Genomic DNA, 18,747 nt, shown 5'->3' with positions numbered 1-18,747 from the left:
CACAGGTTGTGAGATGGCATGCTGCAGTTTTGAATCCGAACTGCGGTTTTTGTGATTTTAAAGCTGCAGTTTTGCGTTGCAAGACCGTGTATGTAGAGTTTGTGAGCAGTTGGTCGTAGGCGAAAGGTTCGGGCAAAGAAAAATTAGACAGGCGAAAGAAATGACAAAATTACAGGAAATGGAGGTCGATCTATGCACAATCCTTTTGAAATCGCCCAGTATCAGGTAGCTCATGCAGCCAAGTTGCTCGGTCTGGACCAGAACATCACGGAAATTCTCCTGCATCCGATGCGCGTGCTCTGCGTTTCGTTCCCCGTCACGATGGATGACGGCAGCACCCGGATTTTCCACGGCTACCGCTCTCAGCACAACGACGCGATTGGGCCGACCAAGGGAGGCATCCGTTTCCACCCCAATGTCACCATGGATGAAGTCAAAGCCCTGTCCATGTGGATGACCTTCAAATGCGGCGTGGTCGGTCTGCCTTACGGGGGAGCCAAGGGAGGCGTCATCTGCAACCCGAAAGAATTGTCCAAGAGTGAGCTTGAGCGGGTCAGCCGCGGCTTCATTCAGGCGATTGCCTCCATCGTCGGTCCGGACAAGGACATTCCGGCACCGGACGTTTACACAAACGCCGAGGTCATGGGCTGGATGATGGATGAGTTCAGCCGCATGCGCCAATCGTTTACGCCGGGCGTCATCACAGGAAAGCACCCGATCATTGGCGGCTCCTTGGGACGGGATAAAGCCACCGCCCGCGGTTGCGTCTTTACGATACGTGAAGCGGCGGCCAAACTTGGAATCGGCATGGAAGGCGCGACCGTCGCCATTCAAGGATTCGGCAACGCGGGAAGCTACAGTGCGTTTCTCCTGCAAGAGCTGGGCTGCCGGATTGTCGCCATCAGCGATTCCCAAGGCGGCATTTACAATCCGGACGGGATCGATCCGCAAGAAGCCCTGACCGTCAAGGAAAAGACCGGTTCCGTCATCTATTTGAACGACAAGGCAAAGCGCATCACCAACAATGAACTCCTGGAACTGGAAGTGGACATCCTGGTTCCGGCCGCGCTGGAAGATCAAATCAATGAAGAAAACGCCGATCGCATCCACGCCAAAATTGTGGCTGAAGCGGCAAACGGCCCCACCACGCCGGAAGCGGACCAAATTCTCTACAACAAGGGCGTGCATGTGATTCCGGATATCCTGGCCAATGCCGGCGGCGTCACCGTCTCCTACTTTGAATGGGTCCAAAACCTCATGAACTATTACTGGACGGAAGAAGAAGTGAACAACAGACTGGAACAAAAAATGGTGGATGCTTACCACCGCGTCTATCAGATGCACAAGGACAAAAACGTGGACATGCGGACGGCTGCCTATATGGTATCGATTGCCCGAATCGTTGAGGCGATGGCCGCCCGTGGCTGGATCAAGGATAATGTCAGCCTCCTATCCTAATCATCCAACGATCCGTTTCAGCGCTTGCACCCGTGAGGGAGATATCCCTATCGGGACGCAAGTGCCTTTTTCTCCCTTTTTCTCTTTATCAGTTCGCGAGTTAGCCATAATAAAAGTAATGTGGCACCATAAATATCTGTTAATTCTGATAAATACACTCACCCGGAGGAACCCTATGTCTGAAAATCTGATGCCGGAAACCAAAGCTCCTTCTTGGCAAACCATGCTGGCTTTTCTCATTCCGATGATGCTCAGCAACTTTCTGCAATCGATCAGCGGGACAATCAGCAGCATTCTGCTTGGCCAGTTTATCGGCGTCCATGCGTTGGCTGCCGTATCCATCTTCTTTCCAGTGCTCTTTTTCATGATTTCCTTTATCATCGGCATGGGCAATGCCAGCACCGTTTTGATCGGACAAGCGTATGGCGCGCGCGACGAGCGACAGCTGAAGGCCGTCGTCGGCACCTCTCTGTCGTTTACCTTCCTGTTAGGCGTCGCACTTGCGGGATTGGGCATTTTCTTCAGAGAAAAAATTTTCCAGGCCATTGGCACACCGCCAGATATTTTCGCCATCGCCGTTTCCTATGCGACGTGCCTGTTCGTCGGACTGCCCATCCTCTTTCCTTACATCATGTACACCACATTCCTGCGCGGGACGGGTGATTCCAAAACGCCCTTCTACTTTCTGCTGATTTCCACCGGATTGACCCTGATGTTGACACCTGTGCTCACTCTCGGCTGGCTGGGTTTTCCCCGCCTTGGGATCAATGGCGCCGCGGTTTCCTTGATCGGAGCCGAATTGATCACGTTTATCCTGTTGCTGCTCTATTTGCAACGCATCCATCATCCGCTGCGGCTGGACAAACAGGCCGTTCGCCATCTGAAGATTAACCCCGCCATTCTCAAGCTGATGTTCAAGATCGGCATTCCCACAGGCATCCAGATGATCATGATCTCACTGTCAGCCATTGCCCTGATGGCGCTTGTCAACCAGTACGGCTCCAATGCCACGGCCGCTTACGGTGCCGCCAACCAGATCATCAGCTATGTGCAAATGCCGGCCATCAGTATCGGGATGACGGTTGCCATCTTTGGCGCACAGGCGATCGGCGCGGGGAAGATGAACGGGCTGCGCCACATCCTTCACACAGGATTGAAACTCAACCTGGTCATCAGCGGAACGTTAATCCTGTGCACGTACCTCTTTTCCAAAAGCATCCTGTCCTGGTTTATCACGGAAAAAGGCGCGCTCGAGATTGCCATGAACCTGTTGGTGATGACCCTCTGGAGTTACCTGTTGTTTGGAAACATGAGTGTGTTAACCGGGATGATGCGCTCCAGCGGCGATGTGTTTTGGCCGACGTTGCTCTCGGTGCTGAACATCTGGTGCATCCAGGTCCCCTCCGCCTTTCTCCTGTCCAAATTTTCACCGCTGGGGATCAAGGGCATCTGGCTGAGTTACCCGTTGGCCTTTGCCGGCGGCCTGCTGGCGCAAACCGTTTATTACCACTTCTTCTGGAAGAAAAAAGAAAAAGTCCGGTTGATTCCAGCCCAAACAACCTCAACTCAGAAATAAACATCAGCAAAAAAAAGACGCCTGTTGGCGTTCCAATTTTCCCCTCACTTGCGTTTGGATATTTCCCAACATCTTCGTTTTGGCTCCTCCTTCCACGACCGGTGATCCCTCTCCAATCCGTCGTAAAGAGGGAAAACCCTTGTCATTACCGCATTTTTCATTTCGTTTTCAGCCGATCCTAATGAGAGACATATGACAACGCCAACCTTGAATTGACACAAGATCCCCGAAAAAAAGTCTCACTCCCAGGGAAACAAACCGGTTAAGGAGTGAGACATTCCCGCAATGAGACGCCAGTGGCGCCCCTCTATGTCATTTCCTGTTGCCGCACCGCCTGCTGCCGCGTCCACAAGACAGAAACCCCGAAACACAACGCAAAAACGGCCGAACCGACCAAAAACGGCCAGCTCATATTGACATCATACAAAAATCCGGCCACAGCAGGACCCAATACGTTGCCGATGCTCATGTAGGCATTGTTCATCCCCGCTACGTATCCTTGTTCATCCCCCGCCATTTTCGAAAGCAGCGTGTTGATTGCCGGACGCAGGATGGAGGTGGCCAAAAACGTCAACAAAGTCACCACGAGGACGCTCCAAAACCCCCGGGCAAAAAGAATGAACAGATAACTGATTGCGGTAAAGGCCAAAGAACCATTGACCACCTTGCTTTCTCCAAACAGGGCCACCAGTTTGTTTACGACAACTGCCTGGATCAACACGCCGAGAATGGCCGCGGACGTGATCACGATGGCAATATCCTTGGGCGTAAATCCGAATCGTTGATCGACAAACAAGCCGAAGATCGACTCATAATTGGCCAGACCAAAACTCATCGCCAAAACCAGAAGCAACAGAATGGCGTAGGGCGCACGCGTGGAACGGAGGAGCTGGCGAAAGAACGATTCCCCCTTTTTCAGGGCCCTGCGCGCTTTCAGTTGCGCTTTTTTGGAAAGCGTTTCTGGCAACAAGAAAAAAGAAAGGATCAACGCGGCAACCGCCACACCCGACGCAAAGTAAAAAGGAATGCGAACCCCATATTCAGCCAAGAATCCGCCCAACCCTGGCCCGATTACAAAACCCAGGGACATGGCCGCCCCCAACAGGCCCAGGCCCTTGGCCCGCATCTCCTCCGACGTGATATCGGCCACATAGGCCATCACCGCCGGCACAAGGAAAGCAGCTGACACGCCCCCCAGCAATCGCGAAACATACAGCAGCCACAATGATTGGGAAACGGCAAACAGCAACTCAGACAGCGCAAAACAGCCCATACCGAGAAGGATAAACTTCCTCCGGCCGTATTTGTCCGATAATTCTCCCGCCATCGGCGAAAAAAGGAATTGCGTCAGGCTGAACGTGGCCACCAACAGACCCAATGTCTGTCCGCTGGCCCCAAAGGACTCAAGAAACGCCGGCAACACTGGAATCACCAGACCGATCCCAATCATGCCGATGAACATATTCACCATGAGAATGATTAACGGACCTTTTCTCAATTGACCTTTCTTCATCTCTCGTTCCTCTCTCTCTGTCCCAGTATGCATGGTCAGTCAGGTCAGGACGTTATCATCATACAAAACTTGTCTTCGCTTCATCAACATCTTTGAAGAAAATACCGTTCCGTATCATATGGACGAAAGATCGAAGGAATTTCTTTCGCTTGCATTTACAAACAGGCCTCTGACAAACAGGCCTCTGTTGAATTGTCTAAATAAACTACCTTTTAACGTTGACGTTAACGTTAGATGATGTTAAAGTGAAACTAGTCAAAAACAGGGAGGTGGGAGGTGGGTGAAACCGCTTGATCAAAAACATGTCTTCACCATATCCGAATTGGCACAAGAGCTGGACATCAGCACCCGGACCATCCGGTATTATGAAGAAATCGGACTCATCCACCCAAAGCGAAGCAAAAAGGGCACCAGATATTACACCCGCAGTGATCGGGCCCGCCTCAAACTGATCCTGCGCGGAAAACGATTTGGATTTTCCTTGCACGAAATCAAGGAAATGATCACCCTGTTCGATGAAGACCGGACGGGGCGCAAGCAACTGAAACGCACAATCCAGTACGGCGAAGAAAAAATCCGCGAACTCAATGCCCGGATAGAAGAATTGGTCCAATTGCGTGACGAGATCCTGGAGTACAAGACCCGTTTTGAAGAAAAGCTGGCCTCCCTGGAATCCGGCAAGACGGATGAGAAGGAAGAAAAACGCGCCCAATAAGTGACACAGATGGAGGTGCCACATGTGAACCTGTCAAAACTGCTGCAAATCAACGGGAACAAGTATCCGGAGAAGGAAGCGCTGATCCTTGGGGATCACCGCCTCACTTACAAGCAATGGAATGATCAAGCCGACCACCTGGCCCGGTACCTGCAACAGAAGGGCATTCAAAAAGGGGACAAGGTCGTTCTGATGATGCCCAACGTGCCCGACTTTGCCATCCTCTATTTTGCCATCATCCGTGCCGGGGGTGTCGCGGTACCGATCAACGCCCGGTTCAGTCATGATGAGGTGGCATATATTCTGGACGATTGCCAGGCCAAAGGGATCTTCGTTCACGAAATGGTCTACCCAGCCGTGGCCAAACTCCCTGAGGTGCAACCCTCCCGCTTTTACGTCAAAAATTGACCGAGGATGATGAAGTGGACATCCTTTACACATCTGGGACGACTGGTCGTCCAAAAGGAGTACGGTTCAGCCACCGCAATCTGCTCACAGTGGGCACGATGATCGCCGTCGAATTTGAAGTCAATCTGGAGAGCCGGATCCTGCACATGATGCCTCTCAGTCATTCGGCACCCTTGCACCTGATGTTTGTATCCGGTGTCATCGTTGGCGCAACCCATGTCTTTCATCCCACCTTTTCTCCTGATATCTTTTTGCGCTTGTCCGAGAAGGAACGGATAACCCACTTCTTCGGCGCGCCGGTGGCCTATCTCCTGAGCATGCAGGACCCCGGCTTCAACCAAACCGACCTGTCGGCCGCCAAATACTGGGTGTATGGCGGCGCCCCTCTTTCCAAGACACAGGCCTATACAATAGCCGAGCGGTTCGGCAAGGATAAGCTGGTCTGCGTCTATGGCCTGACCGAAGCCGGACCCAGTGGCACCCTGATGCGTCACCGGGATCACCACGAAAAATCGGGAAGCATTGGGTGTCGCGCTGCCTTGTTCACCGAAATCGACATTGTGGATGACAAGGACCAGCCCTGTCTCCCCGGACAAATTGGCGAGATCCGTCTGCGGGGGCGAAGGCACGATGCTCGGTTACGTCAACCGCCCGGAGGAAACGGCACAGACGTTGAAAAACGGCTGGGTCTACACGGGCGACCTGGCCTACCGGGATGAGGAAGGGTTCATCTGGATCGTGGATCGCAAAAAAGATGTGATCATCACCGGAGGGGTCAACGTTTATCCGAAAGAAGTGGAGGATGCCCTAATCACCCATCCTGAGGTGCAGGAGGTGGCGGTGGTCGGCGTGCCGCACGAGACGTGGGGTGAAACCGTTAAGGCCTGTATCGTGCCGAAGCCGGGAACGCCGGAGCGGGACACAGAGGCGTGGTTGCAGGAAATCCGCCGCTTCCTGGAAGGGAAAATCGCCGATTTCAAAATACCGAAACTGGCGGACATCCTGACCGAGTTGCCGCGAAACGCCAACGGAAAAATCCTCAAACACCTGTTGAAAGAAAAACGTACGGGGAGTGATCAGCATGCGTAACATTCAGCGGGAGATCGACCAAAGACAATACGGGGACAACATCCCCCGCCCGCCGGAAAAGCCAAATTTTTATCTGGAAGACCCGAACCTGCAGTACCTGATGCGACGATATCTTCCCGCCTCGATGCAGGAATGGGCAGATCGTGAACTGACCCGTTTTGGCGAGCTGGTGGCCGGTCCCGTCGACGAACGGGCCGCCTATACCGACAGGGAAGGAAAGCCGCGCCTGGTGAAATACAACCGCCGCGGCGAGGACATCTCGCTGATCGTCAAAAACGAGGGCTACCTGCAGACCGTCAAAGAGGTTTACGGCATGGGCATCGTCGGCTACCTGTACCGCGATATCCCGGAACTAGGCTGCAAAGCCCCTTATATGTACTCGTATCTGCAGGGGTATCTCCTGAGTGAGAGCGAGCCGGGCTTCTACTGCCCCGTCACCCTGACGATGTCGGCCGCCCACTTGGTCGACCGTTACGGCACTCCTGAACAAAAAGAAGCCTACCTGACAGGCTTGACCTCACTCGATGCGGAAACCCTCTACGAAGGGGCCACTTGGCTGACGGAACGGCAGGGCGGTTCTGATGTCGGCGCCAACCTGACGGTGGCCGTCCCGGATCCGGAAAAAGGGCCAGGCGTTTACCGCCTGACCGGCGAAAAATTTTTCGCCAGCAACGCAGGCGCCATGGTGGCCATGGTGCTGGCCCGCGTCAATCCGGATCTGCCTGGAACCAGAGGACTGGGCCTCTTCCTCGTCCCCTGGATCAAGCCGGACGGCACGCGCAACAGCATCTACGTCCGCCGTCTGAAGGAAAAACTGGGCGTCAATGCCGTCCCCTCCGCTGAGGTGATCCTGGAAGAGGCGGAAGGGTATCTGGTCGGCGACCCGGACAAGGGGTTCAAGTACATGGCGGAAGCTTTGAACATCTCTCGCATCTGCAACGCGGTGGCTTCTGCCGGGATCATGCGCCGCGCTTTCTACGAAGCGTTGCATTACGCCAGGGAGCGGAAAGCTTTTGGCCAGACCATCATCCAATACCCCATGGTCAAGCAAACCCTCGTGCGGATGCTGGTCGAACTGGAGGTGAACACCGGTTCCACCTTTGACATGATCCGCTTCTTTGACAAATCCAACAGCGGCCAGGCCACCCCGGAAGAAGACGTGATGGCCAGGATGCTGATCCCGCTCATCAAGTACCGGACGGGAGAAGTGGCCAAGGAACTCACGCACCAGGCGATTGAGACGCTTGGCGGCAACGGGTATATCGAAGAGTATGTCACCCCCCGGCTTTTGCGGGACGCTCAGGTCCTCACCGTCTGGGAAGGAACCGCCAACATCCTGGCCTTGGATCTCTGGCGGGTGATTCAGAAATTCCGGGCTGACGAAGTGTTCCTGCAGGTGATGCAACGTGAAGTGGAAGCACTCACCCATCCCCTGTCCCAGGCATTCAAACCTGGCCTGAAGCAAAGCCTTCAGGAGATCCGGGAAAACATCGCTTTCCTCAAGGCTCAGCCGGAAGATATCCTGACGTATCACCTGAAACCGCTCGCCGATCAGATGATCGATGTGTACCAGCTGGTCTGCATCCTGAAAGAGGCCGAGGAACAGGCTAAGACAGACGGCAACGCACGCAAATTCATCGTTGCGGAACTGTACCGGAAAGCTCACTTTGAACCGGCGGCAAAATACCGGATCCGGAACACGCAGTTGCCCGACCTGACGTTTTTTGAGGCGTTGGTGGATTATCAAAAAGTGGATGCGGACGTCCTCCGGGAGAAAGTCCATCAGGCCGGGTGATTCCTTGCCATGCTTTCAAGCCTTCACGGATTGAAACCGGACTCGCACCGAGTCCGGTTTCTTCATGCTTCGGCATCCCCCTCAATCCGTGCCAGCTCCTTCTCCACCTCGTCCAATTGATCTTCCCCATATACTTTAAACCCATGTTTTCGCAGCAGGGCAGCGGTGACTCCTTCACCCGGTATCTTCGTGCCTGTAAACGTCCCGTCATAAATGAATGAACTGCCGCAGGACGGACTTCGCTGTTTGAGGATGGCCAGCGCGACGTCAAACTGCTTCGCCAGGGCCAACGCCGCCTCAGCGCCAATCTGGAATTGCTCCGTCACATCGACACCTTCGATGTTCACGACGCGGTCACCTTGAATTTCCGCCGGAGGACGGGGAGTGGGGAGGCCCCCCATGACCTCCGGACAGATGACAACAAAACGCCCCTCCCGGTACCATTTTTGAAAACGCGGATCATGGCACATATTGTTTCCATGGTCATATGTCACATCATGGCCCAACAGGCAGGCACTGACCAATATTTTCCTCTTTTTCTTTTCCAAAGCCGACGTCCTCCCAATGCCAAATTTAAAATTAAAATAACAAAACCAAACCAAAAACAAAACCGTCAGGACACACCAGGGTTCCCTGACGGTTTCGTCGATCGATGACCGATTCTGCTCCTCTTCACGGTCTTTTCAAGTTCTTCCCCTTCTCATTCTCCTCATCCATGGAATCAGTCGTCGTATCCTCAATGATCCCCGTTTGATTGCTGACCCACCCTCCTCCAAGCCCTTCGTTCACCATCCGATCGATGTCCATGAACATCTCGTCTCTGCCTTCCCATAAAGAATCATTCTGCCGCTTTTTCTTTTCATCAGCCACGGAACATCCTCCTCAATCCGATTTTGAAGAAAAGGATGCCCAGCAATGGATGGAAACATACTTGACACTCCACACGGCTTTAAGCCGTGGGATTCTCGGGAACAGCGACCCAACGGTCGCTTCTTGACCGAGCGATCCCCTTGTGCCCCACGGTTCAGTTGGCTAGGCCAACAGACGCAAGCCTTCCTGCAATATGTTCCTTGCGGCATTGACATCCCTGTCGTGGTGAGTACCACACTCTGGGCATGTCAATGCTCTCAAGCCAAGGTTTTTCACTTCTTTGTTCCGGTATCCGCATGTGGAACAAAGCTGGCTTGATGGAAATGTCCTGGCCACAAGCACGAGGCTTCGTCCGTACCAATTCGCCTTGTATTCCAGCATGGAACGGAACGTTGCCCAGGATGCATCAGAAATAGACTTGGCCAGCCGGTGGTTCTTTTGCATATGCTGCACCTGCAGGTCCTCCAGGCAGATCACTTGGTTCTCGCGAATCAGCCTGGTCGACAGCTTGTGCAGAAAGTCCCTTCGGCAGTTGGACACTTTCTCATGCAGACGGGCCACCTTCAGGCGGGCCTTCTCCCATCGCCTTCCACCTTGGGTTCGGCGGGAAAGGATGCGCTGCCAGCGGATCAACTGTTGTCCATGTTTGTGCAGATGTTTCGGATTGGCAATGACCTCACCGGTGGAAAGGACGGCAAAGTTCTTTACGCCAAGGTCAATGCCCACTTTACTATCACAAGCGGGTAACGGTTGAATCTCCGTCTCCACCAGCACCGACACAAAGTATTTTCCCGTCGGGTTCCGCCGGATGGTGGCGGAGATGATCCGGCCCTTGACCTCGCGGGACCTGGCAAACCTGACCCACCCCAGTTTGGGAAGGCGAATCCGGTTGCCTTGGATGGCAATGGTTCCCTTGTTGTTTTTGGATGTGTAGGATTGCACCGGGTTTTTCCGGCTTTTGAAGCGTGGGTAGCCTTTCTTTTCCCGGAAAAACCGTTTGAAGGCATCATCCAGATGCCGCAGTTCTGTCTGCAACGCCGTGGCATCCGGTTCCTTGAGCCAATCCAGATCTCTCTTGAGACGGGTAAGCAAAGCGGAGCAGGCATTATACCCAAGTGTCTTTCCTTCCGTCTCGTATACTTCCTTCCGTCTGGCAAGGAAGTGTTTGAAGACGTATCTGCAACATCCGAACGTCTTATGGATGAGATCACGTTGCGTCCTGTTTGGGTAGATGCGAAACCGGTACGCCTTGTGCATTTGTTCCACCTTCTTTCCTTGTCCTTATGATACCATGGGAGAGGAAGATGGAACAAATGTTTGCCGGGAGGGGTCCATGTATCCCACCCATGAAGGAGTGGGTTTTATTGCCCCTCCCAGACCCTCGCCGGTTTTTATAATTAATATTGAAGTCACTAGCGTTGCACTAATTGAACCCGATAATTAATAATTCTAGGAACCTTCACATTTCGATTGTTTTGCTAACAAAAAAATCCTTTACAATGGATGTACAGGGTGGTTCCTGTCCAAATCCATTGTAAAGGAAGCACGGATATGGACAAGAATACACTACTTTCATCCTTTGGTAAATGGGTTGCGCCAATCAATTTTTTAAAACTTGACGAACAGGTGCAAGCCATCCAACAAGACAAGTACACCAAGAAACTCACGACGAAAGCTTACCTGTTGCTTTTTCTCCATGCTCACCTGCATGAAAAAGAAAGTTTGCGGGCCATTTCAGCCGGCCTGTTGGACGAAGATTTTCAAAAAGCACTAGGACTGGATTCCATTAGCGCTTCTCAACTTTCAAGAAAAAACAATGACATCGAACCAGCGCTTTTAGCCCTTGTGTTTTTCGATCTCGTCCAGCAAATCCGGTACTATCAACAAGGCGCACGGTTCATGAGGCTTCCTCTGAAAATCATCGACTCGACCACGGTGCCTTTATGTTTGACCCATTACAGATGGGCCACTTTTCGAAAGACCAAGGCCGGTGTCAAATTGCACTTGCGCCTGGTCTTCATGGACAAGGACACGGTGTACCCGGAAAAGGCCATCGTCACGCCGGCTCATGTCCATGACCACACGCAACTTGAAGTCCTGGTCGATGAGAAGGAAGCCATGTACATCTTTGACCGTGGGTATGTTGATTATGAACGGTTTGACCGATTTTGCGATGAAGGCATTTTCTTCGCCTCCCGCCTGAAGAAAAATGCGGTCATCCGGGTGCTCCAAACGTTCTCTGTGCCAGAGGGTAGTCCCATCCTCTCGGATGCCATGGTGGTCATGGGTACACCCCAGAAGCGAACGGAGCATGTGTACCGATTGATCGAAACGGTTGATTCGAAAGGGAACATGATTCGCATCATTACCAATCGCTTTGACCTCAGCGCAGAAGAGATGGGTGACATTTACCGTTCTCGATGGGTGATCGAACTGTTTTTCAAGTGGCTCAAGCAACATGTGCGCATCAAGAACTTTTACGGTACAAGTGAAAAGGCGGTTCAAAATCAGATCTTCATGGCATTGATTGCCTTTTGTCTGCTTGTCCTTGTGCAATTAGAAACCAACGCGAAACAATCACTACTACAACTCAAACGATGGTTAGAAGCACTGTTGTGGCAGCCTTATGAGAAATGGTTTCGGCGGATTCGGTTTCGTAGCATGAAGGAGACCAGGGGAGTCCCTTCCTAAACAAGCTTGTCGTCGTTGCCTTTATCTAAATGGATATATTTACCAAACGATGGACAGCACCACCTTTATATGGTCTTTGTCCTTTTAGCAATTTTAAGCAAGAACGGGATGATTGAATATTCGTGTAATAGTCTTATGCGTTTTTATGTAACGCTACTGTATTGAAGTAAATACTGGAACATTCCTGCTTGTCGCATATCAATTTTTAACTGCTACGGAATCAACAAAACCTCCCGGCATGTAAGCCAGGAGGCTTGCTTTTCCAAAATTATCCTCCGTAATAAAAACCGGTCTCTTTCAGGGTCATCGGTTCCCCATCCCGGTGCACGCCGGCGTTGATCACTTCACCCACGTAGATGTAGTGATCGCCCTTTTCCACCTTCTCCACGACTTGGCACTCGAAGAAACGCAGCGCATCCTTGAAGATCGGGCATCCCGTCTTTTCCGTGTAGAACTCGTACCCTGCCAGCTTGTTGCCTTCCGGTTCGAGGGAACGGAAAAAGGCGGTGACCATTTCCTTCTGTCCCGTTTCGAGCACATTGACGCTGAAGACGCCGCTTTTGGCAATTTGCTCCTGGGAACGGGTTCCCGCCTTGACAGCCAAAGCCACCAAAGGCGGCTCAAAGGAGGTTTGCGTCAGCCAGTTCCCCGCAAAGCCATTGACGCCATTCTCATCCTTGGTTCCAACAATATACAAGCCATATGTAATCCCGCGCAAAGCCGTCTTTTTTGCTTGAGGATCCATCTTCACATACCCCTTTCTCTTTTTGATCAAAGTTCTGCAGATGCTCTCCCTGACGTCATGATAGACAAACTTTCGTAAAAAGTCCATCCCAATGCGGTTCATTCAGAACACCCGACCAACAGACTGTAGGATGGTTTTTCTTTATTTTTCAGAACATATTGTGTACAATGAAAATGGTTAACCATTCCTTTCCACATGGCGGCACAATGCCCTTTTACAATTTTTCCATTAGGAGGGAACTCTCATGGACAAAAAACCCCCTGTCATCGAAGGACCGCATTTCACGGCGACACATCTCGGCGAGCTGGCCAACCTGGACCAGTACAACAAAAGAGCAAAAGTCTTCCTCAAAAACATCCTGAACCTGACCGGCATGGAGATCTCGGTCAACAAGGTCCCGGCGGGAGGAGAAGCCCCATTCCTGCACAAACATAAGAACAACGAGGAAGTATACTTCTTCGTCAAAGGAAAGGGACAATTTCAGGTGGACGGCCAGATCATTGACATCCAGGAAGGTTCCGTCATCCGCATCGCGCCAGAAGGCGTGCGAGCCTTTCGCAACAATTCGACGGAGGATTTGTATTATATCTGCATCCAAGCAGCCAAAGACAGCTTGACCACCTGGACCATGACTGACGGGGAAATCGTTGAGGGGCCGATTAACTGGTAAACCGTACATGAAAGCTTCATCTGGTCCACCCGGATATTTTAGTCATACAAAAAGCTGGGTACATACAAAAGCAACCCAGCTTTATCTATATTACCAACATAGAAAATCATATTGATGATTGATTAATGATATATTTTTGTTTATTATGTTTGCTGACAACGCTTGGGACCAACAAATTGCCATAGGAGGGAAAGCATGTCTGTCCATCAATTTGATGTGCAAACCGTCAACGGGGAAACCAAATCGCTGAGCGAGTACAAGGGAAAAGTGCTGCTCATCGTGAATACGGCCAGCAAATGCGGATTTACGCCGCAATACGAAGGTCTGCAAAAATTGTATGACAAGTTCAAGGAACACGATTTTGAAGTGTTGGCGTTCCCGTGCAACCAATTTGGCGGCCAGGAGCCGGGTACCAGCGAAGAAGCGGCGGCCTTTTGTCAAGTGAATTACGGCGTGACGTTTCCAGTGTTTGCGAAAGTCGAGGTAAACGGGCCGAACGCGCATCCGTTGTTCCAATATCTAAAAAACCAAGCGCCGTTTAAAGGGTTTGACGAAGAAAACCCGCGCGGGAAAAGGATAAAAGAATTTGTAGCCGAAAATTACCCGGAATTCTATGAGGGAAATGAAATCAAGTGGAATTTCACCAAATTCCTGATCGATCGCAACGGACAAGTCACGCGCCGCTATGAACCGTACGAGGAACCGATGAATTTTGAACAGGACATCGCGCAATTGGTTCAAGCTCCATAATTGTACACAAAATCGTACACAAGCCAAGAGAGGGCAAGGGGGTCGTCCCCCTTGCCCTCAGTTTGTTGCGGAAATGGCTTCCATACCGCCCCATCATGGAGGCATCATGGAGGAATCGCTGGAATACGTCATCAGAGTGGGCGGCTCACTCCACGGGCTCAATCAAATCCGGCCCGTCATATGCAGCCGAATTGACGCGATCCGATACGGGATAGACCAGCATCTCCTCCGCCATGTACGGCTTCAAAAGAGGTTGCAAGTCAGACAGATCTCGCGCCGACCGATCCAGCCACCTCGCTTCAAACTTCGCAGGCAGAATGACAGGCATCCGCGGATGAAACGGGCGAAGAAGGTCGTTGGCTTCAGTGGTCACGATGGCACAGGTATAAAGCACCTCCCCATTCGGCGATTGCCACCGCTCCCACAGCCCGGCCATGGCAAACAGTTCGCCCGTTTTCAGCTGGACGCGGACCGGCTGTTTCCGGTTCCCCTCCCTTTTCCATTCGTAAAAGCCGTCCGCGATGATCAGGCAGCGCCGTTTCTGCGCCGCTTCCTGAAAGCTCCGCTTTTCCCCCAGCGTCTCCGCCCTGGCGTTGATGAGCTTGTAGCCGATCTTTTCATCATTCGCCCAGGAGGGAATCAGCCCCCAACGGAGAAAGCCGGCGCGGTTTTCTTTTCCGTCATGGATGACAGCCAGGACAGGTTGCGAAGGCGCAATATTGTACCGCTTGACATACGCCTCGGGAAACGTCGTCAACCCAAATCGCCGGATGATCCGTTCCGCCGGCGCAAACAGCGTAAAACGGCCGCACATGAGGACTCACCTCTCTTTCGGAAGGCTCACCAGCCATGCCCCTGCCGTGACAAGCGCCGTTCCCAGAATGATCGCGCCTGTCAACGGCTCGCTTAAAACCAGGACGCCCAGAATGACCGCCACGATCGGGTTAATGAGCGTAACATACGACACGGTCACGCTGTCCAGGTGTTTGATCAAATAAAACATCAACCAGTAGGCCAGCGCGGAACCAGGTATGGCCAGATACAACAATGCCCACCAGCCGGTCATGTCCACGGAAGCGAGCTGCACAGGCCGATCCAAAAAGATCGACAAGCACAGCAAATACACGCCTGAAGCCCCCAGATGAATGGCCGTGTTCCAATAGATGTCCCCAGCGAAATACCGCTTGTTGATCGCATAGGAAATGGCATAGAAACAAGCCGCGCCAATCATGGCCGTTTCGGCCAACAGCTGAATGGCGTTTTGCGGCGACCATCCCCCCTTGTACACCTCCGTCGCAAACACCACACCCAGGATCCCCATGATGACGGCAAGGAACTGGAACCAGGATATCCGCTCCTTGTTCCAAACGACAGCGAGGAAAAGGCTGAACAGCGGCATGGTGCCCACCAGGACAGCCGCCTCCCCCGAAGGGATGTACTGCTGTCCCCAAAAGATCAGCGCAAAGGCTGAACCGTTAAACAGCGCAAACAACAGCGGCGGCCACCATTGGCGCCACGACTTGGGCGATGGTTTCCCCAGTGCCATGACAAGTAAAACCACCGCCACACATGCCAACAGATTTCGCAGCGAGGCCAAAAGAAAAGGCGGCCAGTAGGCCAAACCGATTTTGATGAACAAATACGTTGAACCCCAGATAAAAGAAAGGAGGGCAAAGGCTGTCCCGGTCCTGACATTCACTCCGGTCATCTCCTATGGGCGGATTCATTTCAGTCACACTGATTCATCTCAGTCACAGTAGATTATATCACGCCATCAGAAAGTAGGTGGAGAAATCACCCAAATCAATTCCGCTGGTTCAGAACCAATATTCCTCCAGCCGTGCGGGATACGGCTGCAAAACGTGATGGCATCCCCTTCTTCGAGTATGTATCGATTTCCGCCAATGTTTATTTCCATTTTGCCGCGAATCACAATGATACACTCTTCATCACTGTCGTGCGTATAGGGTTCGCCGCTGCCGCCGCCGGGATCGACGCGCGAGTAGATCACCTCAAATTTGCTGCCCAACTCTGTCAGCAAATAATCAACCGTATTTTCAGGGGACGGATATGACAACTTTTTTCGGCTTGATTTCCTGACAATGATCGGATAGGGTCGGATGTCTTGTGACGTTGAATCATCATCGTCGTCAAACAGCTGGGATAAGTTGATTCCAAGCGCCTGCGCCATTTTCTGGATGGAAGCAATGGAGGCTTTGGTCAATCCTCGCTCAAACTGGCTGATAAAGCTGGCTGTCAACCCAGACTTTTTTGCCACTTCATTGATGGTCATTCCTTTTGAGCGCCGAATCTGCCTGATTTTTTCACCAATCGTTTTGTTTTTGTCCAATTCGCAATCCCCTTGACTTTAGATAATGTTGTATATTAATTTTTAATATGTACTTAATTAAGTATTACTTAATTAACCTTAGTTTAAATTTAATCATAATATATCACAGGGGAGGATGATTTAATGAATCATGGCTTTTGAGTGATCATTTTTCCGGATATAAATAGACAACGCTTGATTTATTTTTGTTGTTTACGCAGTGTTTCCACTCTTGATTATATTCTATCCCGGAGGTGATGAAAAACATGGGAGAATTTATTTTTTCCGTCATGTATGGGGGTTCCTTGATCATTATCGGCATTGTCGTTCAGATCTTGCTTAAAAAGATGGATGTAGACAAGCCGAAGGTCACCGATGTACGTGATCAAGCATCGCCGGCGAATGCAAATTTGGTCGACGAATACAAATATGGCCGACGAATACAAACATAGCCTGCGGATACGCACATGCTCGGCCAACACGAAAAGGAAGGAAGGGACATATTGATGGTTTATACCATAGGGGTTTTATGTTCATTCATGATTTATATCGCACTGGGCGTTTATCTTTCCCGCCGAGTCAAGACCTCAGAAGAATATTACGTGTCAGGCCGCAACGGTTCGACACTCATGGTGACCGGCACGTTGGTCGCTTCTTTCGTAAGCACCGTTTCATTTATGGGTGAAGTTGGATTCTCTTATGACGGGTATCCCATTTTGTTGCTCATTTTGGTCATTTTTAACGCCAGCGGTTACGTTTTAGGAGTGTTTTTGTTTGGGAGGTATTTGAGGCGGAGCCGTTCATTGACTGTTCCAGAGTTTTTTGGAAGGCGCTTTCATTCGAACAAGGTGCGCTCCGCGGCAGCGGTGACGACCATATTAGGCATCTCAGCGTATTTGGTGGCAGTGACGCAGGGAGTGGCTGTCATCCTTTCGGAACTGTTGAATGTATCCTATGCCGCGGCTTTGATCATCACATGGATCGCATACTCCTCTTTTACCATCCTTTCAGGGGCAAGGGGCGTTCTCGTCAATGACACGATCATGTTTATGATTTTTTCCTTTGCCACTTACTTGTCACTTCCCTTCATCTTCCACGCGGCGGGCGGTTTTCCGGAAGCGATCGTGAAGGCTGCTAGCCTGCCCTCCCGGCCGGATATGTTGAGCTGGCATGGCTTGACGGGGCCGAATGCCTACATGGGGACACCGATGGAAGCTTTGGTTTGGGCCATCATTTTAGGTTTGGTTTGGGGCGCTGTGGTCGCGATCAGTCCGTGGCAAAGCAGCCGTTATTTGATGGCCAAAAATGAGCACGTGGTGATTCGTTCGGGGGTACTGGCCACCATTTCCATTTTGACCATTTATCTGTTCTTGCATCTAAGCGTATCGGCGATTGCGACCATCAACGACAGCATTAAACCTTCGGAAAAAGCGTTTATATGGGCGGCGATGAATGTCGTGCCGACATGGTTAGGCGTGATTATCATCACCGGAATCTTTGCAGCCGGTCTTTCTTCGTGCGCAAGCTTCTTGCAATTGATAGGAAACAGCTTTACCCGCGATCTGATGGAGCAAGCCCGAAACAAAACCTATTCTGATGCACAGTTGTTAAGATGGAGCCGCATCGTCATGTTCGTCGTAAGCGTGATTATCCTATTGGTCGGTTTGTGGCAACCGCCTTCCATTATGTGGATCGGTTATTTTGCGGCTACCTTGTTCGCGGCTTCTTGGGGACCGGTGGCGGTGGCCAGCGTATATTCCAAGAAGGTCACGGAAAATGGCGCCTTTTGGAGCATTATTTTCGGTTTCCTAGGTGTTTTCCTCGGGGAAATTCTGAAAAAATTGGGCGTTGAGCTCCCTGTCTATTTGCACCCTGTGATTATCGGTGTGGTGTTGGCCAGCGCCGCAATGATGATCGGTTCCAAGTTCGGCAGTGTCACAGAAGAAGAAAAGGCGTTCCGTGAAATGATCACGACAAGGGTTGTCTCGCCGGATGAAGACAAGGAAATGTCCGTAACCAAAAAATATCCTTACGTTTTGGTGTTCAGCGGAGTTGCTCTGATCCTATTCACCTTCGTCTTTTATTACTGGCCCTTTACGATGGCCCAATAAGACAACGGCCTATCAGACAATGGCCCA

Annotated in this window: 17 protein-coding genes and 1 pseudogene; 10 read left to right on the top strand and 8 right to left on the bottom strand. The window is 51.5% G+C overall.

What is annotated here, in order from left to right; genetic code table 11:
* Positions 1 to 192: 192 nt before the first annotated feature.
* Both BAA01_05980 and BAA01_05975 read left to right on the top strand, forming a co-directional pair.
* Complete coding sequence (locus BAA01_05980; protein OUM84681.1) at positions 193 to 1,458, top strand: glutamate dehydrogenase; 1,266 nt, start codon at positions 193 to 195, stop codon at positions 1,456 to 1,458.
* 190 nt (positions 1,459 to 1,648) lie between these two features.
* On the top strand, positions 1,649 to 3,034 hold the full coding sequence (locus BAA01_05975) for an MATE family efflux transporter (protein ID OUM84725.1): 1,386 nt from the start codon (positions 1,649 to 1,651) through the stop codon (positions 3,032 to 3,034).
* Positions 3,035 to 3,341: 307 nt separating this feature from the next.
* On the opposite strand, the gene BAA01_05970 is transcribed toward BAA01_05975, so the two are convergent.
* Entirely contained in the window at positions 3,342 to 4,547 is a 1,206-nt protein-coding gene (locus BAA01_05970; protein OUM84680.1) for a multidrug transporter, read from the bottom strand.
* A gap of 280 nt (positions 4,548 to 4,827) precedes the next feature.
* Between BAA01_05970 and BAA01_05965 the strand changes: the two genes are divergently transcribed.
* The 3 genes and pseudogenes from BAA01_05965 (at position 4,828) to BAA01_05955 (ending at position 8,554) form a co-directional block, all read left to right on the top strand.
* Complete coding sequence (locus BAA01_05965) at positions 4,828 to 5,262, top strand: MerR family transcriptional regulator (protein OUM84679.1); 435 nt, start codon at positions 4,828 to 4,830, stop codon at positions 5,260 to 5,262.
* 24 nt (positions 5,263 to 5,286) lie between these two features.
* Positions 5,287 to 6,759: pseudogene (locus tag BAA01_05960) on the top strand (o-succinylbenzoate--CoA ligase).
* Positions 6,752 to 8,554, top strand: coding sequence for an isovaleryl-CoA dehydrogenase (locus BAA01_05955; GenBank protein OUM84678.1), 1,803 nt, complete (start codon positions 6,752 to 6,754; stop codon positions 8,552 to 8,554). Before BAA01_05960 ends, BAA01_05955 begins: the two are co-directional and overlap by 8 nt.
* Positions 8,555 to 8,616: 62 nt before the next feature.
* Here the strand turns inward: BAA01_05955 and BAA01_05950 are convergent, their stop codons facing one another.
* The 3 genes from BAA01_05950 to BAA01_05940 form a co-directional block, all read right to left on the bottom strand.
* Entirely contained in the window at positions 8,617 to 9,102 is a 486-nt protein-coding gene (locus tag BAA01_05950; protein ID OUM84724.1) for a purine-nucleoside phosphorylase, read from the bottom strand.
* A 124-nt stretch (positions 9,103 to 9,226) separates the two neighbouring features.
* Positions 9,227 to 9,424, bottom strand: a complete 198-nt coding sequence (locus tag BAA01_05945) for a hypothetical protein (GenBank protein OUM84677.1) — start codon at positions 9,422 to 9,424, stop codon at positions 9,227 to 9,229.
* 162 nt (positions 9,425 to 9,586) lie between these two features.
* The gene (locus BAA01_05940; protein OUM84676.1) at positions 9,587 to 10,681 is read right to left on the bottom strand and encodes a transposase; all 1,095 of its coding nucleotides are present in this window, start codon (positions 10,679 to 10,681) and stop codon (positions 9,587 to 9,589) included.
* A 294-nt stretch (positions 10,682 to 10,975) separates the two neighbouring features.
* On the opposite strand from BAA01_05940, the gene BAA01_05935 reads away from it, so the two are divergent.
* Complete coding sequence (locus tag BAA01_05935; GenBank protein OUM84675.1) at positions 10,976 to 12,115, top strand: transposase; 1,140 nt, start codon at positions 10,976 to 10,978, stop codon at positions 12,113 to 12,115.
* A gap of 268 nt (positions 12,116 to 12,383) precedes the next feature.
* Here BAA01_05935 and BAA01_05930 read toward each other — a convergent pair whose 3' ends face one another.
* Complete coding sequence (locus BAA01_05930) at positions 12,384 to 12,860, bottom strand: diguanylate cyclase (protein OUM84723.1); 477 nt, start codon at positions 12,858 to 12,860, stop codon at positions 12,384 to 12,386.
* 244 nt (positions 12,861 to 13,104) lie between these two features.
* Between BAA01_05930 and BAA01_05925 the strand changes: the two genes are divergently transcribed.
* Entirely contained in the window at positions 13,105 to 13,530 is a 426-nt protein-coding gene (locus BAA01_05925) for a cupin (protein OUM84674.1), read from the top strand.
* Positions 13,531 to 13,725: 195 nt separating this feature from the next.
* Positions 13,726 to 14,280 carry a glutathione peroxidase gene (locus tag BAA01_05920; GenBank protein OUM84673.1) on the top strand — a complete coding sequence of 185 codons (555 nt, stop codon included), beginning with the start codon at positions 13,726 to 13,728 and terminating at the stop codon, positions 14,278 to 14,280.
* A gap of 145 nt (positions 14,281 to 14,425) precedes the next feature.
* Here the strand turns inward: BAA01_05920 and BAA01_05915 are convergent, their stop codons facing one another.
* The 3 genes from BAA01_05915 to BAA01_05905 form a co-directional block, all read right to left on the bottom strand.
* Positions 14,426 to 15,094, bottom strand: coding sequence for a hypothetical protein (locus BAA01_05915; GenBank protein ID OUM84672.1), 669 nt, complete (start codon positions 15,092 to 15,094; stop codon positions 14,426 to 14,428).
* 6 nt (positions 15,095 to 15,100) lie between these two features.
* Entirely contained in the window at positions 15,101 to 15,979 is an 879-nt protein-coding gene (locus BAA01_05910; protein OUM84671.1) for a hypothetical protein, read from the bottom strand.
* A 75-nt stretch (positions 15,980 to 16,054) separates the two neighbouring features.
* Positions 16,055 to 16,573 carry a hypothetical protein gene (locus BAA01_05905; GenBank protein ID OUM84722.1) on the bottom strand — a complete coding sequence of 173 codons (519 nt, stop codon included), beginning with the start codon at positions 16,571 to 16,573 and terminating at the stop codon, positions 16,055 to 16,057.
* 302 nt (positions 16,574 to 16,875) lie between these two features.
* Between BAA01_05905 and BAA01_05900 the strand changes: the two genes are divergently transcribed.
* On the top strand, positions 16,876 to 17,061 hold the full coding sequence (locus BAA01_05900) for a hypothetical protein (GenBank protein ID OUM84670.1): 186 nt from the start codon (positions 16,876 to 16,878) through the stop codon (positions 17,059 to 17,061).
* A gap of 51 nt (positions 17,062 to 17,112) precedes the next feature.
* On the top strand, positions 17,113 to 18,720 hold the full coding sequence (locus tag BAA01_05895; protein OUM84669.1) for a hypothetical protein: 1,608 nt from the start codon (positions 17,113 to 17,115) through the stop codon (positions 18,718 to 18,720).
* Positions 18,721 to 18,747: the final 27 nt, after the last annotated feature.

Origin of the sequence: Bacillus thermozeamaize (genome assembly GCA_002159075.1) — a bacterium.
Lineage (GTDB): Bacteria > Bacillota > Bacilli > ZCTH02-B2 > ZCTH02-B2 > Bacillus_BB > Bacillus_BB thermozeamaize.
The sequence above is the reverse complement of the archived record's forward strand: the minus strand, read 5'-3'. Positions and strand labels throughout refer to the sequence as shown.

Bases quoted from the DNA above. Each gene is read 5' to 3' on its own strand.
- BAA01_05920 (OUM84673.1), top strand. From the start codon at position 13,726: ATGTCTGTCCATCAATTTGATGTGCAAACCGTCAACGGGGAAACCAAA.
- BAA01_05930 (OUM84723.1), bottom strand. From the start codon at position 12,860: ATGGATCCTCAAGCAAAAAAGACGGCTTTGCGCGGGATTACATATGGC.
- BAA01_05935 (OUM84675.1), top strand. From the start codon at position 10,976: ATGGACAAGAATACACTACTTTCATCCTTTGGTAAATGGGTTGCGCCA.
- BAA01_05940 (OUM84676.1), bottom strand. From the start codon at position 10,681: ATGCACAAGGCGTACCGGTTTCGCATCTACCCAAACAGGACGCAACGT.
- BAA01_05975 (OUM84725.1), top strand. From the start codon at position 1,649: ATGCCGGAAACCAAAGCTCCTTCTTGGCAAACCATGCTGGCTTTTCTC.
- BAA01_05925 (OUM84674.1), top strand. From the start codon at position 13,105: ATGGACAAAAAACCCCCTGTCATCGAAGGACCGCATTTCACGGCGACA.
- BAA01_05900 (OUM84670.1), top strand. From the start codon at position 16,876: ATGGGAGAATTTATTTTTTCCGTCATGTATGGGGGTTCCTTGATCATT.
- BAA01_05905 (OUM84722.1), bottom strand. From the start codon at position 16,573: ATGACCATCAATGAAGTGGCAAAAAAGTCTGGGTTGACAGCCAGCTTT.
- BAA01_05955 (OUM84678.1), top strand. From the start codon at position 6,752: ATGCGTAACATTCAGCGGGAGATCGACCAAAGACAATACGGGGACAAC.
- BAA01_05970 (OUM84680.1), bottom strand. From the start codon at position 4,547: ATGAAGAAAGGTCAATTGAGAAAAGGTCCGTTAATCATTCTCATGGTG.
- BAA01_05980 (OUM84681.1), top strand. From the start codon at position 193: ATGCACAATCCTTTTGAAATCGCCCAGTATCAGGTAGCTCATGCAGCC.
- BAA01_05915 (OUM84672.1), bottom strand. From the start codon at position 15,094: ATGTGCGGCCGTTTTACGCTGTTTGCGCCGGCGGAACGGATCATCCGG.